Below are 17,192 nucleotides of genomic sequence, written 5' to 3' on the forward strand. Positions count from 1 at the left end.
GGAAGCAAGCCGATGCGCCATACCCGTTTCAAACCCGCCCGCCGCCAAGGCGGTTTCACCTTGCTGGAAATGCTCGCGGTGATTGTGTTGCTGGGCATCGTCGCGACCATCGTGGTGCGCCAGGTGGGCGGCAACGTCGACAAGGGCAAATACGGCGCGGGCAAGGCGCAACTGGCCAGCCTGAGCATGAAGATCGAGAGCTACGGCCTGGACGTCGGCTCGCCACCCAAGACCCTCCAGCAATTGGTCGACAAGCCCGGCAACACCGCCGGCTGGGCCGGACCGTACGCCAAGCCCTCAGACCTCAAGGACCCGTTCGGCCATGCCTTCGGCTATCGCTTCCCCGGTGAACATGGCGCCTTCGACCTGATCTTCTACGGTCAGGACGGCCAGCCCGGCGGCGAAGGCTACAGCGCCGACCTGGGCAACTGGGAATAATGCCGGCCCTCCAACGCGGCTTTACCCTGCTGGAGATGCTGGTGGTGATCGTGTTGATCAGCATCGCGGCCGGGTTGGTGGGATTTGGCCTGCAACAAGGCCTGCGGGTAGCGAAAGAGCGCCAGGTGGTCGGGCAGATGGTGGATGCCCTGCGCAGCACACGGGCACGGGCGATTGTCAGCGGCAGGTCGGCCAAGACCGTCTTCGACTTGGCCCGGCTGAGCTTTCAGGCGCCGGGGCAACCCATCAAGCACTGGCCGGCCGATCTGCAAGTGACCCTGCACACCGCCGAACACGCAGGCGCTGCGGTGGAGTTTTACCCCGACGGCAGCTCTACCGGCGGCAACCTGTTATTGGCCAATGGTACGCGGCGCTGGCGCATCGACGTCGGCTGGCTGACCGGTAGCGTGCAGTCCAGGGCATTGCCATGAATCGTCAGTCGGGTTTCACCTTGCTGGAGATGCTCGCAGCGCTGACCCTCATGGCGATCTGCAGCACGGTGTTGCTGGTCGCGTTCGGCCAAAGCGCGCGCTCGTTGTTGCAGGTGGCCCACAGCGACCGCCTGACCCATACCGCCTTGAGCGTGATGGATCAGGAGGCGTCGGGGCCCCTAGCCAGTGGCGTGCGCCAGGGCGAGCTGGACGGCATTGCCTGGCAACTGCGCGTCGCCCAGCAGCCCACCCGCATCGGTCAGCCACATTTGTTTCGCCTCGATCTCAGCGTCAGCGAAGGTCTGCGCCGCGCAAATTTCAGTACCTTGAAACTGCGCGCCAGCCGCGACGGGAGCCTCCAGTGAAGCAGCAGCGGGGCTTCACGTTGCTCGAAATCATGATCGTGCTCAGCCTGCTGGGCGTGTTGTTGGCCCTGGTGGGCGGCGCGCTCCTGGGAGCCAACCGTGCAGTACTCAAGGCGCAGCGCTACACCGTCAGCCTGGATGAAAGTCGCGCCGCGCAACAGTTCCTGCGCACTTCCATCAGCGAGGCGCTGCCCCTGGACGTGACCGAGGACGACAGCCAGACCAACGGCTTTTTTGTCGGCGCTCCCCAGCGCCTGCAATACGTCGCGACCTTGCCGGGCGTGCTCGGCGGCGGTATCCAGCGTTTCACCTTGCAGTTGACCGAGCGCGAGTTGCAGGTGGCGTTCGCACGGTTTGAGTCCAATGCCCAAGTGAGCGTGCCGGCCACCCGCAGCGAACCGCAGGTGTTGCTGAAGAACGTCGAGGATCTGCAATTCAGCTATCGCGGCCTGTCGCCCAAGGGCCAGGCCACCGGTTGGATCAGTGACTGGCCGTGGACCAAACGCCTGCCTTATGCGGTACGCATTGCAGCACAAGTCAACGGACCGGTGCCGTGGGTCACCCAAGTGGTTGCCCTGCGGCTGAACCTCTCCAGCGGAGCATCAGGCGAATGAAGCGTCAGCGCGGCGTTGCATTGCTGCTGGTGCTGTGGGTACTGGCGTTGCTCAGCTTGCTGCTGGGCGGCCTGGCCGGTTGGGTACAACTGGAAAGCCGCCAGGCCCTGTGGCATCGCCAGCATACCCAGGCGCTGCTGGCGGCGGAGGCGGGCGTGGCGTTGGCCATGCAGGCCCTGGCCGACCCGCTGCAACGCAAGCAATGGATCGCCGACGGCCGCGAAATGCCCCTGGTATTTGATGACGCACAGCTTCACGTGAGCCTGCACAGCGAGCGCGGCAAGCTGTATTTGAACAGCGCCGAGGCCGCTGATTTTGCCCGCCTGGCCCTGGCCTGCGGCGCCACCCAGGCCCAGGCCAGCCGGCTCGCCAGGGACCTGGAAGTGCGGCGCAACGCAGGCCTGGCGCCGTTCCGCGTGGTGGAGGAGGTGCGGCAATTGCCCGGCATGACCCAGGCGCTGTACAGCCGGCTGGCCCCGGAAATCAGTTTGTGGAGCGGCCTGGACCGGCCCGATCCCGCTTTCGCCAGCCCCTTGATGCGCCAGGCGCTGAACCTGCCCCGGCAGAGCGCAGTAGGGGCCGACCCCGGTGACGTGCTGGTGATCGACAGCCGCGCACAACGCCCCGGCGGTTACCACGCCCGGTTACGAACCACGGTTTTATTGAGCCCATCGGAGGGAAGCGCACAACCTTATCGGGTGCTGCGTTGGCAAGAATGAATCCAAACCTTTCGGCGCCAGTGGCGCGCCTTCAACAGCTGGCCGAACCGCTCACCCGGCGCTGGCGCGGCAGCTTGCTGCAAGTGGGCTGGCGCCTGTGGCTCAAGGAGCTGCGTGGCTGCCTGCCGGCGTGGCTGTCGGTCCGTGACATCCCCGAGCACCGCTACCACTGGCCGTTGACCGGGCCGGTGGCAAAACCTGCCGACGAGGTGCGCCAGGTGCTGGTGCTCGCGCCCTCGGCGGTGTTGCTGCAAACGCTGCAACTGCCCCTGGCGGCCGCGCGCAACCTGTCGACGGTGGTGGGTTATGAGCTGGACCGCTTTACCCCGTTCGAAGCTGAACAGTTGTACTTCGTGGCCCGTCAGGAACGGCGCACCGCCACGCATGTGCAGGTGACCCTGGTGGCCATCCTGCGGGAGCGCCTGGATCAAATCCTGTTGGACTGCGCTGCCCTTGGCTTGCAGCCCCATGCGGTGGATGTGGACGGGCCAATGGGCATCGACCTGCTGCCGGCGCCGTTGCGCCCACGCCAGCGGCCGGCCGGGAAGGGCTTGCAACGCAGCCTGCCCTGGCTGTGCGGCGCCTTGCTGATTGCCGCGATGCTGCTGTGGCTCAACGACCGCCAGCGGGTGCTCGACGTCATGCAGGCGCAGGTGCAACAACAGAAAGCCCAGGTCGCCGAGGTCCAGAGCCTGCGCCAGCAACTGCTTAACACCCGTGGCGCCGCGCAGTACCTGATCCGCCGCAAGTCGGCACAACCGCCGTTGGCGGCGTTGCTCAACGAGCTGACCGCCTGCCTGCCCGCCGACACCTGGATCGACCAGTTGGACGTCAACAACGGCGCCGACGTGTCCTTCTCCGGGCAAAGCGCCAAGGCGAGTGCCCTGATCACTCGGATCAAGGCGTGCCACAGCCTGGAAAACCCCCAGTTCGAAGGGGTGATCCAACCCGATGCGCAAACCGGCAAGGATCAGTTTTCCCTGCGCGCCCACTTGCACCAGGAGGCCGCCGATGCGCCGACCACTGACACCCCGTGAGCGTCGCGGCGCCGCCTTGCTGGTCCTGGCGCTGGTGCTGGGCGGCGGTTACTGGCTGCTGATCGACAGCTGGTTCGCCGGGCCATTGCGTGCCATGGGCGAGCAGGCCGAACAGCTGCGCGAACAACAGCAACGCTATGCGGGCCTGCTGCACCAGGGCACCGCCTTGCGTGAGCAATTGGAGCAAGCCCGCCAGGACCCGGCCAGCAGCACCAGCCTGTTGCCGGGGGATGACCCCAGCGCCGTGGCGGCGGACCTGATGCAGCGCATCGCCGACCTGATCAACAGCCGCGCCGGCCTCGGCGGCGGCTGCAGCCTGACCCAGCGCATGCCCATCACCCCGGAGCAGGACGACACCGAGCCCTATCGCCAGGTCAAAGTCAGCCTGACCCTCAACTGCGCCATCGAACCCCTGACCGCGATCCTGCATGAGCTGGAGTACCAGCGACCGTTCCTTTTCGTGGATGAAATGAGCGTCCGTCGCGGGCCGAATGCCCCCGCCAGCGGCGGTGCCGGAAAGCTGGTGGTGCACCTGTTGGTGCGCGGTTATCTGCAACCGGCAGCCGCCACGCAGGCCCGCCGATGATCAATTCATTGCGCCCCCTCGAGTGGGGATTGCTCGGTGTGGCCGGGCTGCTGGGCCTGCTGATGGTGGGCATCTTGAGCAGCATCGGCGACGCGCCGCAGTGGTTGGATGAGCCTGCCTCCGCCGTGCGCGCCAATGCTTCGGCCAAGGTTCACGTGGCCCCGAGTGCGACCCTGGAAAGCCTCGCCGGCACCTGGCAGGCGCCGCTGTTCAGCCCCGACCGCAGCCCCGATGTCGCCGTGGGTCAGGCCGAGATTTCCAGCCTGTCGAGCCTGAAGCTGACCGGCGTGCTGCTCGACGGCGACCTGCGCGTCGCGCTGCTCAAGCGTGACGAGGGCCCGCCGCTCAAGGTCCACCAAGGCCAGACTCTGCCCAACGGCTGGCGCCTGGAACACCTGACACCGCTGCACGCCCGTTTTGTGCTGGATGGCCGCACGCAAACCCTGAGCCTCAGCGTTCCGCGTTTGCCGCCGCCGTCCACCACACCACCGATTTCCCTTCCTCACGAGCCCGCCCCTTGATCGATACTTCCCCTAGCGCCTTGCGCACCAGCGTGTTTTGCCTGGCCACCGCCGTCGCCTTGGGCGGCTGTGGGTCATTCCCCGATCACCTCGACCCGGACGATGCCTTGCTTCACGAGGCGATGCAGGGCACCGGTTCGCAACGGCCGCCCGTGGACCCGGCCAGCGAGTCGCCTGCGGCCGACAGCCGCCAACCCCAGGCGCCTACGCCGCCCCAGCGCCAGTTGATTCGCGGTAACCAGCAGTTCGTGCGCCAGCCCGCACCTGCGCCGGCGGTCAAGGATGAAGCCAGCGGCGACATCGTGTTCAACTTCGCCGACCAGCCGATTGAGGCGGTGATCAACAGCGTCATGGGCGACCTGCTGCACGAGAACTACAGCATCGCCCAGGGTGTGAAAGGCAACGTAAGCTTCTCCACCTCAAAGCCGGTGAGCAAGCAGCAGGCGCTGTCGATCCTCGAAACCCTGTTGTCCTGGACCGATAACGCGATGATCCGCCAGGGCCAGCGCTACGTGATCCTGCCCGCCAACCAGGCGGTGGCGGGCAAGCTGGTGCCGGAAATGAGCGTGTCGCAACCCTCCAGCGGACTCTCCGCACGGCTGTTTCCGCTGCGCTATATCTCGGCCACGGAAATGCAGAAACTGCTCAAGCCGTTCGCCCGGGAAAACGCATTCCTGCTGGTGGACCCGGCACGCAACGTGCTGAGCCTGGCCGGTACGCCGGATGAGTTGGCCAACTATCAGGACACCATCGACACCTTCGACGTCGATTGGCTCAAGGGGATGTCGGTGGGGGTGTTCGGTTTGCAACGGGCCTCGGTGGCCGAGTTGATGCCCGAGCTGCAAAAAATGTTTGGCCCCGACAGCGGCATGCCCCTGGCGGGCATGGTGCGCTTCCTGCCCATCGAGCGGACCAATTCGGTGGTGGCGATCTCGTCCCAGCCGCAGTACCTCAGTGAAGTTGGCGACTGGATTCACACCATAGATGAAGGCGGCGGCAACGAGCCGCAGATGTACGTCTACGACGTGCGCAACATGAAGGCCACGGACCTCGCCAAATACCTGCGGCAGATCTACGGCACCGGCGCGATCAAGGACGATGCGCCGGCCCAGGTGGCGCCGGGGCTGCGCACGGCGACCTTGTCGTCACTCAACACCAGCGGCGGCACCTCGGGTGGCTTGAACAACAGCAGCAATAGCCCGCCCGTCAGTGACGATGAGGACCAGGCCCCGGCCGCCAGCGAAGACGGTGAAAATGCAGAGCCGGGCGCTGCCAAAAGCCTCGACGCCGGCACCCGGATCACCGCGCAAAAAAGCAGTAACCAGTTGCTGGTACGCACCCGACCGGTGCAGTGGAAGGAGATCGAATCGGCGATCAAGCGCCTCGACAACCCGCCGCTGCAAGTGCAGATCGAGACGCGCATCCTCGAAGTCAAACTCACCGGCGAACTGGACCTAGGGGTGCAATGGTACCTGGGCCGCCTGGCGGGCAACTCCACCAGCACCACGGTAGCCAATACCCCTGGCAGCCAGGGCGCCCTGGGTGGCGGCGGTGCGGGATTGGGCGCGGATTCGCTGTTCTATTCCTTCGTCAGCTCCAACCTGCAAGTGGCCTTGCACGCCCTGGAAACCAACGGCCGCACCCAGGTGCTGTCGGCGCCATCGCTGGTGGTGATGAACAACCAGCCGGCGCAGATCCAGGTGGGTGACAACATCCCCATCAGCCAGACCACGGTCAACACCGGCAACGCCGACAGCACCTTGAGCAGCGTCGAATACGTGCAGACCGGGGTGATCCTCGACGTGGTGCCGCGGATCAACCCGGGCGGCCTGGTGTACATGGACATCCAGCAACAGGTCAGCGACGCCGAGAACCAAACCACCAACAGCAGCGACACACCCAACAACCCGCGTATCTCCACGCGCTCGGTGTCGACCCAGGTGGCGGTGCAAAGCGGCCAGACCGTGTTGCTCGGCGGGCTGATCAAGCAGGACAACGCCGAGAACGTCAGCGCCGTGCCGTACCTGGGGAAAATCCCCGGGCTGCGCTGGTTGTTTGGCAACACCAGCAAGTCCAGGGATCGCACCGAGTTGATCGTGCTGATCACGCCGAAGGTGATCACCAGCAGCGGTCAGGCGCGGCAGGTGACGGATGACTACCGCCAGCAGATGCAGCTGTTGCGACCGGCCAACTGAAGGACCTTTCAGCCCTTGCGTTGCAGGGTGTGATAACCCAGCGCCGCCCGTGCTTCACGCAGGGATTTGCCTTCATCGAGCAGCGTCCGGATACGCGCTTCCACCGCTTCAATCGAGCGTGCACAGGCTGCCACTTCATGGGCCCGCTCGCGCGGCACGATCACCACGCCGTTGGCGTCGGCGACCACGATGTCCCGGGCGCACACCCGGGCCTGGCCGATGGACACCGGCTGGTTTACCGCTTCCACTTCAACCCGGTCCTTGCCCGTGCGCATGAACCGGCCCTTGGTGAACAGCGGGTAGCCGTCGCCCAGGGCCTTGCTCACGTCGCGGCACACGCCATCGATCACCGTCGCGGCGATCCGCTGGCTGCCGGCGTACTGGGTCATGATGTCGCCCCACACCGTGCAGTCGGTGCGTCCGTCGTTGTCGATCACCACCACATCGCCTTCGGCCACGTCATCGATAAAGTCGCCTACGGTGCCCGGCGGGGTGCTGGCGCTGACGTAGCGCACCGTGAAGGCCGGGCCGACCACCACCTGGCGATAGTTGTCCAGGGGCATGATTCCCAGGCATTGGCCGGGCAGGCCGAGTTTGTCCAGGGCGTCGGACACGCCCGGGGTGTCCAGGCCTGCAAACAGGGCAACCAATTCTTGGTCTTGGGGTGACATGGGTAACTCCTCGTGGTGGTGACAAATCAGGTCGGGTGGCTGGAGGCCGGGCGGGGCTCGGCAATGGTCAGCAAAATGATGAAGCTGATGAACGAGCCGATCGCCAGCCAGGCGAACACGTAGTTCCAGCCGTAGTTGTCCAGCAGCAGGCCGGTGATGAAGGGCGTGGCGGCGGCGCCCAACTGGCCGATCATGTTCACGATGGCGTTGGAGATCGGGAAGGTCTTCTTGGTGGTCAGGCCCATCGGGTAGACCATGTAGGACGAGAAGCCGAGGCTCAGCACCACGCCGGTCAGCATCAGCAGCAAGCCGTAGGGCAGGGGCTCGGCCGGTGAGTTGATCAGCAGGTACATCATCAACGAGGTGCCGACGGCCGACAGCAACATGCCCGGCTTGCGGCGCCCGCCCATCAGGCGGTCCGAGCAGAAACCGCCCAGCAGGTTGCCCAGCACCGCGCCCACCCAGGGCGCTGCCGAGACCAGGCCCATGTTCATGATCGAAAACTGCTTGACGGTCATCAGGTAGGTGGGAATCCACGCCAGCAGCACGCTGGAGACACCGAGCTGGAAGCAGTAGCTGGTGGCGCACCCCCAGATATTCCATGAGGTGAAAACCTGACGGTTGGTTTCCAGGGGCTTTTCATCGCGGGTGCGGATCACCCGGTCGAGCTTTTTCACCCACGCCGGCGTCTTGTGCACACGGGCGGTCTGGGCGATTGCGGTGTCTTCGACGATGTATTGAAGTTCGGCCTGGTTGACGAAGCGGCTGCGGGACGGATGGTCGGTGACCAGGAAGTACCAGACCACCGCCAGCACGATGCCCGGGATCGCAAAGAAGTAGAAAATTTCGCGCCAGCCCCATACCGAAATGATCACGGCACACAGCGGCGGCACGATCACCGGTCCGAACTTCACGGCCGACAGAAAGATCCCCGACGCGGTGCCTTTTTCCCGTGCCGGAAACCAGTTATTGATGGTGGTGGTCATGCTGATGGGCAGCGGGCCTTCGGCGATACCCAGGCCCAGGCGATAGAGTTTCAGCGCCAGCAGTGAGCTGGCGGTGCCTACCAGGCCGGTCAGCAACGAGGTCAGCACCATGGCCCCCGGCAGGATCCGGCTGACGCCAAAGCGGCCGAAGGCAAAGCCCGACGGCAGTTGTGCCAGGGCGTAAGCCAGCAGGAACAGGCTGACCAGGCCACCGGCCTGGGCGTTGCTCATTGCAAATTCCTGGCGAATGAACGGCAGCGCCACGCCGAGGTTGGCCCGGTCGGCGGCGGCCACGGTGTAGATCAGGAAAATCAGCGCAGCAACCACCCAGCGGTATTGGCTGCGCACAGCGGGTTTTATGACTTCAGGCATAGACATGGGGGCGGACCTTGTTGTTGTGAGTGTTGTCCTGTTCGGCCTTAATCTTAAGAAGGGGCGCACGCCACCATTAGCGATATTTATCTATGTGAACTCATCACTTTTATTCTTCTGCCAGCAAGCTGCTGCAGAAGCCACGGATTGCCTCGCACGCCTGGCGCAACGACTTGTCATCCAGGGCATAGGCGATGCGGATGTACGGCCCCAGGCCGAAGGCGCTGCCATGCACCACGGCTACATTGGCCTCATCCAGCAACGCCAGGGCCACGTCTTCATCGCTGCGCAGCAGCCGCCCGCCCGCCGAGGTGCGCCCGATCAGCACGGCGCATGAGGCGAACGCGTAGAACGCGCCGGCGGGGCTGATGCACGTCAGGCCTGGCGTGTCGTTCAGCAACTGGACCATCAAGTCCCGGCGCGCCTGGAACACCCGGCGGCTGTCGCGGATGAAATCTCTGGGGCCTTCCAGTGCAGCGAGGGCCGCCTGTTGCGAGATCGAACAGGCGCCGGAGGTCTGCTGGCCCTGGAGTTTTTCCATGGCCTCCAGCAGCCAGCGTGGGCCGGTGGCGAAACCGATGCGCCAGCCGGTCATGGCATAGGCCTTGGACACGCCGTTCATGGTCAATGTACGCGGTGCCAGCCGGGGTTCAACCTGGGCCAGGGTATGGAACACCTGGCCGTCGAAGATCAGGTGCTCGTAGATGTCGTCCGCCAGGATCAGCACCTGCGGGTGGGCCAGCAGCACCTCGGCGAGTGCCCGCAAGTCGTCTTGGCTGTACACCGCACCGGTGGGGTTGGACGGTGAGTTGAGGATCAGCCAGCGCGTCTGCGGGGTCATTGCAGCGGCCAGGGCCTCGGGTGTCAGCTTGAAACCGCTGTCGGCATCACAGGTGACGATGCGCGCTTCGCCGCCGCACAGTTGCACCATCTCCGGGTAACTGACCCAGTACGGCGCGGGCACGATCACCTCGTCGCCTTCATTGAGTGTGGCTGCCAGGGCGTTGTAGATCACCTGCTTGCCGCCGTTGCACACGAGGGTGTCCTGCCAGGACACGTCCAGGCCGTTTTCGCGCCGGAACTTCGCCGCCACCGCCTCCCGCAGGGCCCGCGCACCGGCCACCTGGGTGTAGCGGGTATGCCCGGTTTCAATGGCCTGGATCGCGGCTTCGCGGATATGCGCCGGGGTGTCGAAATCCGGTTCGCCGGCGCACAGCGAGATAATCTGCGCGCCTTGCGCCCGGCGTTCGGCGACGCGGTCCATGATGCGATAGGTGGCAGACGGTTGTGCGCTGGCCAGGCGCTGGTTCAGCCGCTGGATATCGGCGCTCATCGGCTGATCGCCTCAAACTGTGCGTCGTGCATCACCTCGACCACCGAGCGCCCGCTGCGCACGGCCTGCACCATGCCGTCCTGGCGGCGGGCAATGCGCTCGCCCAGGTCCAGGACCTTTTCGATCACCGCCTGGGCCACGAATACCGTGCCGCAGGTATCGGCAATCACGTAGTCGTCCTCGCTGACGCTTACGCCAGCAACGCTGAGGGGCACGCCGGCGTCGAGCTGCACCACGCGGTTGCGCGCGCTGATCATGGTCACGCCGCGTCCGAACACCGGATAGCCGATGGCTTCGCTGCCGTCGATATCGCGGCTGAAACCATCAATCACCGTACCGCGTATGTGTTTGCGCAACGCCGCGTTGGCGATGATGTCGCCCCAGCAGGAAATGCCCTCGATACCGCCGGCAATCACCAGCACCCGGTCGTCTGTCGCGACCTGTTCGATCACCGGGGTGATCAAGTGCACGGTCGGGGCGATGTCGGACTTGGGGCCGAGCAGTACGGTACTGGCGCGGCCAACGATCTTCGGGCAGTTCCACAACGGGCGCAGGCCCACGGTGGCGCCGGGCAGGCCGAGAAAGTCGAGGGCGTCGGACACGGTGTTGGTGTCCAGTGCGGCCAGGCGGTCGAGCAAACGGTCAGGGGTCATGGGCAAGCCTCGGGTGACGGAGGCGGCCAGTGTCAGTCAGTGGCTATGATAGGTATATTACGAAGTACAGAAGCCTTGCATACGCTTAACCTATGGATAAGACCATGATCAACTTTCGCCTGATTCGTCACCTCTGGTTGTTCCTGGCCGTGGCTGAAGAGCAGAACTTTGGCCGTGCGGCCAAGCGCCTCGGCATGTCCCAGCCACCGCTGAGCGAGCAGATCCAGGTGCTGGAGCAGGCGCTCAAGGTCAAGCTGTTCGACCGCTCCCGACGGGGGGCCAAGCTGACTCCGGTGGGCGCGGCGATCCTGCCGGCGGTGCGCAAGTTCGCCGAGCAGCTGGAGCGCCTGGAACTCGCCGTGGAAGAAGCGGTGGCGGGGCAGTCGGGGATGTTGACCATCGGCGCGATTTCCACGGCGATGTTTGATGTGCTGCCGGGGTTGATCGAGCAACTGAAGCTTGATTACCCGCAGCTCACGGTGTCGGTGCGGGAAATCGACAGCGTCGAGGCGTTGCCGGCGCTGGAGGCCGGGGATATCGACCTGGCGTTTGCCCGGCTGGATGGTGACCTTGGGGCTTCGGTGCAGTCATTGCCGCTGACGGAGGACCGGCTGGTGGTGGCGTTGCCGGCGGATCACCCGTTGGCGAGTCGTACGCGGATCAGTTTGTCGAGCCTGGCGAATGAGCCGTTGGTGATGTTTTCGCGCAACGTCAGTCCGGTGTATTTCGACAATTTGATCGCTACCTGTCGTGCCAGCGGGTTTTCGCCTCGGGTGCTGCATGAAGTGCGGTCGGTGGCTTCGCAGATCGCGTTTGTCAGCTATGGGCAGGGTATTGCGTTGGTGCCGGCGTCGTTGAAGAAGCTGGCGCCGGCCAATGTGGTGTTTCGGGCGTTGAGCCAGAAGCTCAATGTGGTGACCACGGCCGTCGCCTGGAATACCCAGCGGCCGAACCCGGTGGTGGAGGCGGTGATCGCGCGGTTTCGCTAGGGGTTGGGGTTGAGTACATATCCGTTATTTAGGTAACGGCGGCTTATGGTTCCGCTCTTACAGCGGGTCACTTTTGGCAAACGCCCGGAATGCCGGCCCAGCCAAAAGTAACCAAAAGGTCTTTGCCCCACCACTCGGTGCCTCGCCTAGGCTCGGCATGCCCGCACTCCGGCCCGGTTCCGCGGGCCGCCGCGACGGGCCATCCATGGCCCGGCGCGGCTAAATCGGCATCCTTGCCGATTTACCCGCTCCACCGTGCCTACTTGCGGCCATCGTGGTTGACGGGGCCCGCAGATCAAAATCAGAGCACAGCGGCCTACCGGCCGGCTTGAGTGTTAAAAGCAAAAGCAAAGACCAGAGCGAAAACAGAGCTGCTTTTCTGTGGGAGCGGGCTTGCTCGCGAAAAACCTGAGAGCGCCGCGTTCATCCAGAATGCCCGCGTCATCGTTAACGACCTTCGCGAGCAAGCCCGCTCCCACATTTGGACCGTGCCCGCTTTAGCTTTTGATTTGGCTTTTAAACACTCAAGCCGGCCGGTAGGCCGCTGTGCTCTTGATCTGCTTTTGATCTTGATCTTGGGCGCCCCGTTAAACCACGCTGGCCGAACTGGACTTTTGCGCTTTTCAAAAGTGAGCCGCTGTAAGAGCGGAACCAATAGCGGCCATAACCGCAAAAACGGATATGTACCCAGGCAGATCAGAAATTCTGCCCCATGGAGAACTGGAACACCTGCTTGGTCGCATTCTCCGGCGTACGAACCGGCAACGCCAGGTTGATACTCAACGGCCCCAACGGGCTGTACCACGTAGCCCCAACCCCCACAGATGCACCCAGCTGACTCAGGTCAACCCCATTACAACCCTGGGTAGTACTGAGGGCACACTTGTCCGAATAAACGTTACCCACATCCCAGAACACAGACGTACGCACCGATTTATTATCTTTAAGGAACGGCATCGGAAACAGATATTCCGCCCCCCCGGTAATCAGGATGTTGCCCCCCAACGCCTCGGGACTGCGGTCGCTGTAGTACTGCTGGCCCGCACTGGCATACGCCCCGGTCGCCGGCGTACTGCGCGGCCCAAGCGTGCCGCTTTCAAACCCGCGCACCGAACCTTCACCCCCGGCCGTGTAGTTTTCATAAAACGGCAGGCCGTCCGTCGAGCCGTACCCGTTGGCGTAACCGAGCTTGGTATGCAAACGCAGCGTCGTCGAATTGGTGATCGGCACAAATGTCTGCCCGGAATAATCGAGTTTGTAGAAACTCAAGTCACTGCCCGGAAGCGTCACCGTCAGGTTCAGGTTCTGCGAGTAACCACGGGTCGGCATCACGCCTTTGTTCAACGTCGACTCCGACCACCCAAGGTTGGCCTTGAAGTTGGTGAACTCACTGCCTTCGCGCTGAAGAAAATCGTAGATCTCATCAGAGCTGTAGATGCCCGGGTCGATACTGTCGTGTTGCACCGTCAGGCCGAAACTCAACCGCGAGGTTTCATTGATCGGGTAGCCGAGTGTGGCCCCCAGGCCGTAACTGTTGATGGAGTAGTAGGAAACACCGCTGCCATCGTCGTAGTAGTTGTTGTAATCGGTGGCACTGTAGAACGCGTTATAGCCCAGGCTCACCCCGTCCGGCGTGAAGTAGGGGTTGGTAAAGCCAATGTTGTACTTGCTCTGGTACTGCGAGCGGGTCAGGCCCAGGCTGGCGTAATCCCCGGTGCCCAGGAAGTTGTTCTGGGTGATCGAACCGCCGAGGATCAGCCCGGCGTCCTGGGCAAAACCGACGCTGGCGGTAATCGAGCCGGACGCTTGTTCTTCGACCGCGTAGTTCACATCAAGCTGGTCGTCGACCCCCGCCACGGCCGGGGTTTCGACGTTGACCTCCTTGAAGAAGCCCAGGCGCTCAAGGCGAACCTTGGACTGGTCGATCAGGTAGGTCGACGCCCAGCCACCTTCCATCTGGCGCATTTCCCGGCGCAGCACCTGGTCGTCGGTCTTGGTGTTGCCACGGAAGTTGATGCGGTTCACGTAGGCCCGTTTGCCCGGGTCGACCGCAAACACGATGTCCACGGTGTGGTCTTCATCGTGGGGCGTGGGCATGCCGTTGACGTTGGCGAAGGTGTAGCCGTCGTTACCCAGGCGCCGGGTGATCAGGTCCGAGGTGGTGGTCATCAGCTTGCGCGAGAACACCTGGCCTTTCTGCACCAGCAACAGGGCTTCAAGCTGGTCCTGGGGCACTTTCAAGTCGCCGCTGAGCTTCACGTCACGCACCGTGTATTTCTCGCCTTCGTTGATGTTGACGGTGATGTAGACGTGCTTCTTGTCCGGGGTGATGGACACCTGGGTCGAGGTGATGTCCATGTTGATATAACCACGGTCCAGGTAATAGGAGCGCAGGCGTTCCAGGTCCCCGGTGAGTTTTTCACGGGCGTACTTGTCATCGTTGGTGAAGAACGACAGCCAGTTGCTGGTCTTGAGGGTGAACGTGCCGATCAGTTCCTTGTCGGTAAACACGTGGTTGCCCACCACGTTGATGTGCTGGATCGCGGCCACGGAGCCTTCGTCGATCTTGACCTTCAGGCCCACGCGGTTACGCGGCTGCGGCAGCACTTCGGTGTCGACCGTGGCCGAATAGCGACCCTGGGCCACGTACTGGCGCTGCAGTTCGTTGCGCATGCCTTCCAGGGTGGCGCGCTGGAAGATCTCGCCCTCGGCCAGGCCCGACTGCTTCATGCCCTTGAGCAGGTCTTCGGTGGAGATGGCCTTGTTGCCTTCGAACTCGATGCTGGACACCGATGGGCGCTCGACCACATTGATGATCAGCACCGTGCCGTCGCGGCTCAATTGGATGTCCTGGAAGAAGCCGGTCTTGAACAACGCACGGGTGGAATCCACCAGCCGTCGGTCATCCGCCTCGTCCCCCACGTTCAGCGGCAAGGCACCAAACACGCTGCCCGCCGAGACCCGTTGCAGACCGTTGATACGGATATCCGAGATTTTGAAGGCTTCAGCGTGTGCAAGTGTGACATTGAGCAGCAGCGCAACCGAGCAGAGCAGGCGCGAAAAATTCATCAAGATCTTTTCCAGAACACATCGACAAGCAGCGCAAGCGCGCCGGGATGACTCGCCGCAGACGGGTCACCACAACGCGGCCAGACGGGTGGACGGCAAGCATAAGAGCGGCGCGGGTTTGGTGCGGTTAACCAAGTGTCAAGTTAGGTAAAGGTTGGCCCCGGGGCGATGAGGCTGGGCGATACTGTGGGGGTACCCTTTCACGAGCTCGCCATGATCCGCGTATTGCTAGTCGACGATGACCAGGAACTGACTGAAATGCTGGGCCAATACCTGGAGCATGAAGGCTTTGAGGCGACCTGCGTGCACACCGGCGAGGAGGGTGAAGTTGAGGCGTTGTCGGGGCGCTACAGCATTGTGGTGCTGGACGTGATGCTGCCCAGGCTCTCGGGCATCGAGGTGCTCCGGCGTATCCGGGCCAGCAGCCAGGTGCCGGTGGTGTTGCTCACGGCCCGGGGCGACAACATCGACCGGATCACCGGGCTGGAACTCGGCGCGGACGATTATGTGCCCAAGCCCAGTTCCCCGGGTGAACTGGTGGCGCGGCTGCGCGCGATCATGCGCCGGGTGCAGCCCGTGGACCCGCCGGCCGCTGACGTGATCAAGACCGGCGCCCTGGTGCTCTGGCCCGGCAAGCGCCAGGCCCTCTGGAAAGGCTGCGCACTGGGGCTGACCAGTACCGAATTCAGCCTACTTGAAGTGCTGGCCCGGTGCGCCGGCCAGGTGGTGAGCAAAAAGGACCTGTCGCTCAATGCCCTGGGCTGCCCGTTGACCCGCTATGACCGGCGCATCGACGTGCATATCAGCAGCATTCGCCAGAAGTTGGGCCCGCGCCCGGATGCCAAGGCCTGGATCCAGAGCGTGCGTGGCCTCGGTTACCTGTTGATCGCCGAATGATGAAACCCAGCCGGCTGTTCTGGAAACTGTTCCTGGCCTTTTGGCTGGCCACCAGCCTGACGTTCCTGGTGGGCTTGAGCATTCTCGTGGCGGGCAGCCTGGGCCCCGGGGACCATCATCTGGATGCGATCCTGGCCAGCGAAGAACAGTTGCTGGAACAGTACGGTGTCGAGTCGGGCCGCCAGCTCCTGGCGGTGTGGCAGCCACCCCACGGCCAAGCCATTGGCGTTTATGACAGTGCCGGTCAATTGCTGGCCGGCACGCCGGTCTCGCAGGTGGCTTATGAAAAGTCGCTGATCAGCAAGGACGGGGCCACGCTGTCTCTCAGGTCTTCCCATCCTCCCCACGAACCCGGGCGCCTGGGCCACTGGATCCCGCTGATCATCGGCACGCTGATGAGCGCGCTGTTCAGTGGGTACATGGCCTACTACCTGGCGTGGCCGCTGGCTTATCTGCGGCGGGCGATGGGCGACGTTGCGCTGGGCCGCTTCGAAACCCGGGTGCGGCCGATGATGGGCAAGCGCCGTGATGAAATCGTCGACCTGGCCGAAGACTGCGACCGCATGGCCAACCAGCTCAAGCTGCTGGTGGAGGCCCAGCAACAGCTGTTGCACGACATCTCCCATGAACTGCGCTCACCGTTGACGCGCCTGCAAGTGGCCATCGGGCTGTTGCAGCAAGACCCGGCACGCCAGGAAATGCTCGGGCGCATCCAGCGTGAATCGGCGCGCATGGACACGCTGATCGAGGCGCTGCTGACCCTGGCGCGTGTGCAGGGCCGTCCCGAAAGCATCGAGCGCGAGCCGGTGGATATCGTCGAATTGCTGGCCGTGATTGTCGAGGATGCTCAGTTCGAGGCGGGTATCAAAGGCTGCAGTGTCAGCTTGCAGGCGTGTCCGGACTTTGTCAGTCGGGCCAGCGGCGAGCTGCTGTATCGGTGTTTCGAAAATGTCATTCGAAATGCCGTGCGCTACACGCAGCCTGATACCACGGTGCGGGTTTCGGCGGAGGTCAGCCCCGACACCCGTTGGCTGCGGGTATTGATCACCGATCAGGGTCCGGGCGTTGAAAACCTGCGGTTGCGGAGTATTTTCGAGCCTTTCGAACGTGGCCCGCATGACACCGATGCCGGTTTCGGACTGGGCCTGGCGATCGCCTTGAGGTCCGTGGAAATGCATGGCGGCACCATCGAGGCGCACAACGAGCCGTCCGGCGGGTTGAGCGTGGAAATCATCCTGCCTCGGGTGGGATCTTTACACGATATTACATTGGCTTGACCGCCCTGTACGCCCTGCGCCTTTAGACTTTTCTCCTGC

The 17,192-nt window shown here is 63.7% G+C and carries 17 protein-coding genes; 12 read left to right on the forward strand and 5 right to left on the reverse strand.

The annotated features are described in order from the left end of the window. Window positions 1-12 precede the first annotated feature (12 nt). From gspG to gspD, 9 genes are read left to right on the forward strand one after another with little or no spacing between them, the layout of a single operon-like run. A complete protein-coding gene (gspG, locus tag V6607_RS12270; protein ID WP_003209911.1) occupies window positions 13-438 on the forward strand; it encodes a type II secretion system major pseudopilin GspG in 426 nt (141 codons plus the stop codon). Further along, on the forward strand, window positions 438-869 hold the full coding sequence (locus V6607_RS12275) for a type II secretion system protein (protein ID WP_003209913.1): 432 nt from the start codon (window positions 438-440) through the stop codon (window positions 867-869). The genes gspG and V6607_RS12275 overlap by 1 nt, the downstream gene beginning before the upstream one ends. Beyond that, entirely contained in the window at window positions 866-1,234 is a 369-nt protein-coding gene (locus V6607_RS12280) for a type II secretion system protein (RefSeq protein ID WP_134326185.1), read from the forward strand. Before V6607_RS12275 ends, V6607_RS12280 begins: the two co-directional genes overlap by 4 nt. Further along, window positions 1,231-1,848, forward strand: a complete 618-nt coding sequence (locus tag V6607_RS12285; protein WP_003209916.1) for a prepilin-type N-terminal cleavage/methylation domain-containing protein — start codon at window positions 1,231-1,233, stop codon at window positions 1,846-1,848. The genes V6607_RS12280 and V6607_RS12285 overlap by 4 nt, the downstream gene beginning before the upstream one ends. Beyond that, entirely contained in the window at window positions 1,845-2,567 is a 723-nt protein-coding gene (locus tag V6607_RS12290) for a general secretion pathway protein GspK (RefSeq protein ID WP_134326186.1), read from the forward strand. The genes V6607_RS12285 and V6607_RS12290 overlap by 4 nt, the downstream gene beginning before the upstream one ends. Further along, window positions 2,564-3,604 (forward strand): PilN domain-containing protein, encoded by a 1,041-nt coding sequence (locus tag V6607_RS12295; protein ID WP_134326187.1) that lies wholly within the window; start codon window positions 2,564-2,566, stop codon window positions 3,602-3,604. The genes V6607_RS12290 and V6607_RS12295 overlap by 4 nt, the downstream gene beginning before the upstream one ends. After that, window positions 3,579-4,190, forward strand: a complete 612-nt coding sequence (gene gspM, locus V6607_RS12300) for a type II secretion system protein GspM (RefSeq protein ID WP_032899613.1) — start codon at window positions 3,579-3,581, stop codon at window positions 4,188-4,190. The genes V6607_RS12295 and gspM overlap by 26 nt, the downstream gene beginning before the upstream one ends. Further along, window positions 4,187-4,711: a general secretion pathway protein GspN gene (locus tag V6607_RS12305; protein ID WP_134326188.1), complete on the forward strand. Its 525-nt coding sequence runs from the start codon at window positions 4,187-4,189 to the stop codon at window positions 4,709-4,711. The genes gspM and V6607_RS12305 overlap by 4 nt, the downstream gene beginning before the upstream one ends. Beyond that, window positions 4,708-6,906, forward strand: coding sequence for a type II secretion system secretin GspD (gene gspD / locus V6607_RS12310; protein ID WP_134326189.1), 2,199 nt, complete (start codon window positions 4,708-4,710; stop codon window positions 6,904-6,906). The genes V6607_RS12305 and gspD overlap by 4 nt, the downstream gene beginning before the upstream one ends. 8 nt (window positions 6,907-6,914) lie before the next feature. Here gspD and V6607_RS12315 read toward each other — a convergent pair whose 3' ends face one another. From V6607_RS12315 to V6607_RS12330, 4 genes are all read right to left on the reverse strand, one after another. Beyond that, window positions 6,915-7,577, reverse strand: coding sequence for an RraA family protein (locus V6607_RS12315; protein WP_102368634.1), 663 nt, complete (start codon window positions 7,575-7,577; stop codon window positions 6,915-6,917). A 26-nt stretch (window positions 7,578-7,603) separates the two neighbouring features. Next, complete coding sequence (locus V6607_RS12320) at window positions 7,604-8,941, reverse strand: MFS transporter (RefSeq protein ID WP_023658999.1); 1,338 nt, start codon at window positions 8,939-8,941, stop codon at window positions 7,604-7,606. Between the two features lie 103 nt (window positions 8,942-9,044). Next, window positions 9,045-10,268 carry a pyridoxal phosphate-dependent aminotransferase gene (locus V6607_RS12325; RefSeq protein ID WP_134326190.1) on the reverse strand — a complete coding sequence of 408 codons (1,224 nt, stop codon included), beginning with the start codon at window positions 10,266-10,268 and terminating at the stop codon, window positions 9,045-9,047. After that, window positions 10,265-10,921, reverse strand: coding sequence for an RraA family protein (locus V6607_RS12330; protein ID WP_134326191.1), 657 nt, complete (start codon window positions 10,919-10,921; stop codon window positions 10,265-10,267). Before V6607_RS12330 ends, V6607_RS12325 begins: the two co-directional genes overlap by 4 nt. A gap of 104 nt (window positions 10,922-11,025) precedes the next feature. Between V6607_RS12330 and V6607_RS12335 the strand changes: the two genes are divergently transcribed. Continuing rightward, window positions 11,026-11,910, forward strand: a complete 885-nt coding sequence (locus V6607_RS12335) for a LysR family transcriptional regulator (protein WP_134326192.1) — start codon at window positions 11,026-11,028, stop codon at window positions 11,908-11,910. Between the two features lie 696 nt (window positions 11,911-12,606). On the opposite strand, the gene bamA is transcribed toward V6607_RS12335, so the two are convergent. Beyond that, window positions 12,607-14,979, reverse strand: a complete 2,373-nt coding sequence (gene bamA / locus V6607_RS12340; RefSeq protein ID WP_134326193.1) for an outer membrane protein assembly factor BamA — start codon at window positions 14,977-14,979, stop codon at window positions 12,607-12,609. 213 nt (window positions 14,980-15,192) lie between these two features. Here bamA and V6607_RS12345 point away from each other — a divergent pair, with 213 nt between their 5' ends. Continuing rightward, on the forward strand, window positions 15,193-15,876 hold the full coding sequence (locus tag V6607_RS12345) for a response regulator transcription factor (RefSeq protein ID WP_003211262.1): 684 nt from the start codon (window positions 15,193-15,195) through the stop codon (window positions 15,874-15,876). After that, window positions 15,873-17,153 (forward strand): HAMP domain-containing sensor histidine kinase, encoded by a 1,281-nt coding sequence (locus V6607_RS12350; protein WP_134326194.1) that lies wholly within the window; start codon window positions 15,873-15,875, stop codon window positions 17,151-17,153. Before V6607_RS12345 ends, V6607_RS12350 begins: the two co-directional genes overlap by 4 nt. Window positions 17,154-17,192 lie beyond the last annotated feature (39 nt).

Source organism: Pseudomonas sp. KK18, assembly GCF_037094675.1.
GTDB lineage: Bacteria > Pseudomonadota > Gammaproteobacteria > Pseudomonadales > Pseudomonadaceae > Aquipseudomonas.

What these genes read in the sequence shown, in the direction of transcription:
- gspG (WP_003209911.1), top strand. Translation starts at nt 13, where the DNA reads ATGCGCCATACCCGTTTCAAACCCGCCCGCCGCCAAGGCGGTTTCACC.
- V6607_RS12275 (WP_003209913.1), top strand. Translation starts at nt 438, where the DNA reads ATGCCGGCCCTCCAACGCGGCTTTACCCTGCTGGAGATGCTGGTGGTG.
- V6607_RS12280 (WP_134326185.1), top strand. Translation starts at nt 866, where the DNA reads ATGAATCGTCAGTCGGGTTTCACCTTGCTGGAGATGCTCGCAGCGCTG.
- V6607_RS12290 (WP_134326186.1), top strand. Translation starts at nt 1,845, where the DNA reads ATGAAGCGTCAGCGCGGCGTTGCATTGCTGCTGGTGCTGTGGGTACTG.
- V6607_RS12295 (WP_134326187.1), top strand. Translation starts at nt 2,564, where the DNA reads ATGAATCCAAACCTTTCGGCGCCAGTGGCGCGCCTTCAACAGCTGGCC.
- gspM (WP_032899613.1), top strand. Translation starts at nt 3,579, where the DNA reads ATGCGCCGACCACTGACACCCCGTGAGCGTCGCGGCGCCGCCTTGCTG.
- V6607_RS12305 (WP_134326188.1), top strand. Translation starts at nt 4,187, where the DNA reads ATGATCAATTCATTGCGCCCCCTCGAGTGGGGATTGCTCGGTGTGGCC.
- V6607_RS12315 (WP_102368634.1), bottom strand. Translation starts at nt 7,577, where the DNA reads ATGTCACCCCAAGACCAAGAATTGGTTGCCCTGTTTGCAGGCCTGGAC.
- V6607_RS12320 (WP_023658999.1), bottom strand. Translation starts at nt 8,941, where the DNA reads ATGTCTATGCCTGAAGTCATAAAACCCGCTGTGCGCAGCCAATACCGC.
- V6607_RS12325 (WP_134326190.1), bottom strand. Translation starts at nt 10,268, where the DNA reads ATGAGCGCCGATATCCAGCGGCTGAACCAGCGCCTGGCCAGCGCACAA.
- V6607_RS12330 (WP_134326191.1), bottom strand. Translation starts at nt 10,921, where the DNA reads ATGACCCCTGACCGTTTGCTCGACCGCCTGGCCGCACTGGACACCAAC.
- V6607_RS12335 (WP_134326192.1), top strand. Translation starts at nt 11,026, where the DNA reads ATGATCAACTTTCGCCTGATTCGTCACCTCTGGTTGTTCCTGGCCGTG.
- bamA (WP_134326193.1), bottom strand. Translation starts at nt 14,979, where the DNA reads ATGAATTTTTCGCGCCTGCTCTGCTCGGTTGCGCTGCTGCTCAATGTC.
- V6607_RS12345 (WP_003211262.1), top strand. Translation starts at nt 15,193, where the DNA reads ATGATCCGCGTATTGCTAGTCGACGATGACCAGGAACTGACTGAAATG.
- V6607_RS12350 (WP_134326194.1), top strand. Translation starts at nt 15,873, where the DNA reads ATGATGAAACCCAGCCGGCTGTTCTGGAAACTGTTCCTGGCCTTTTGG.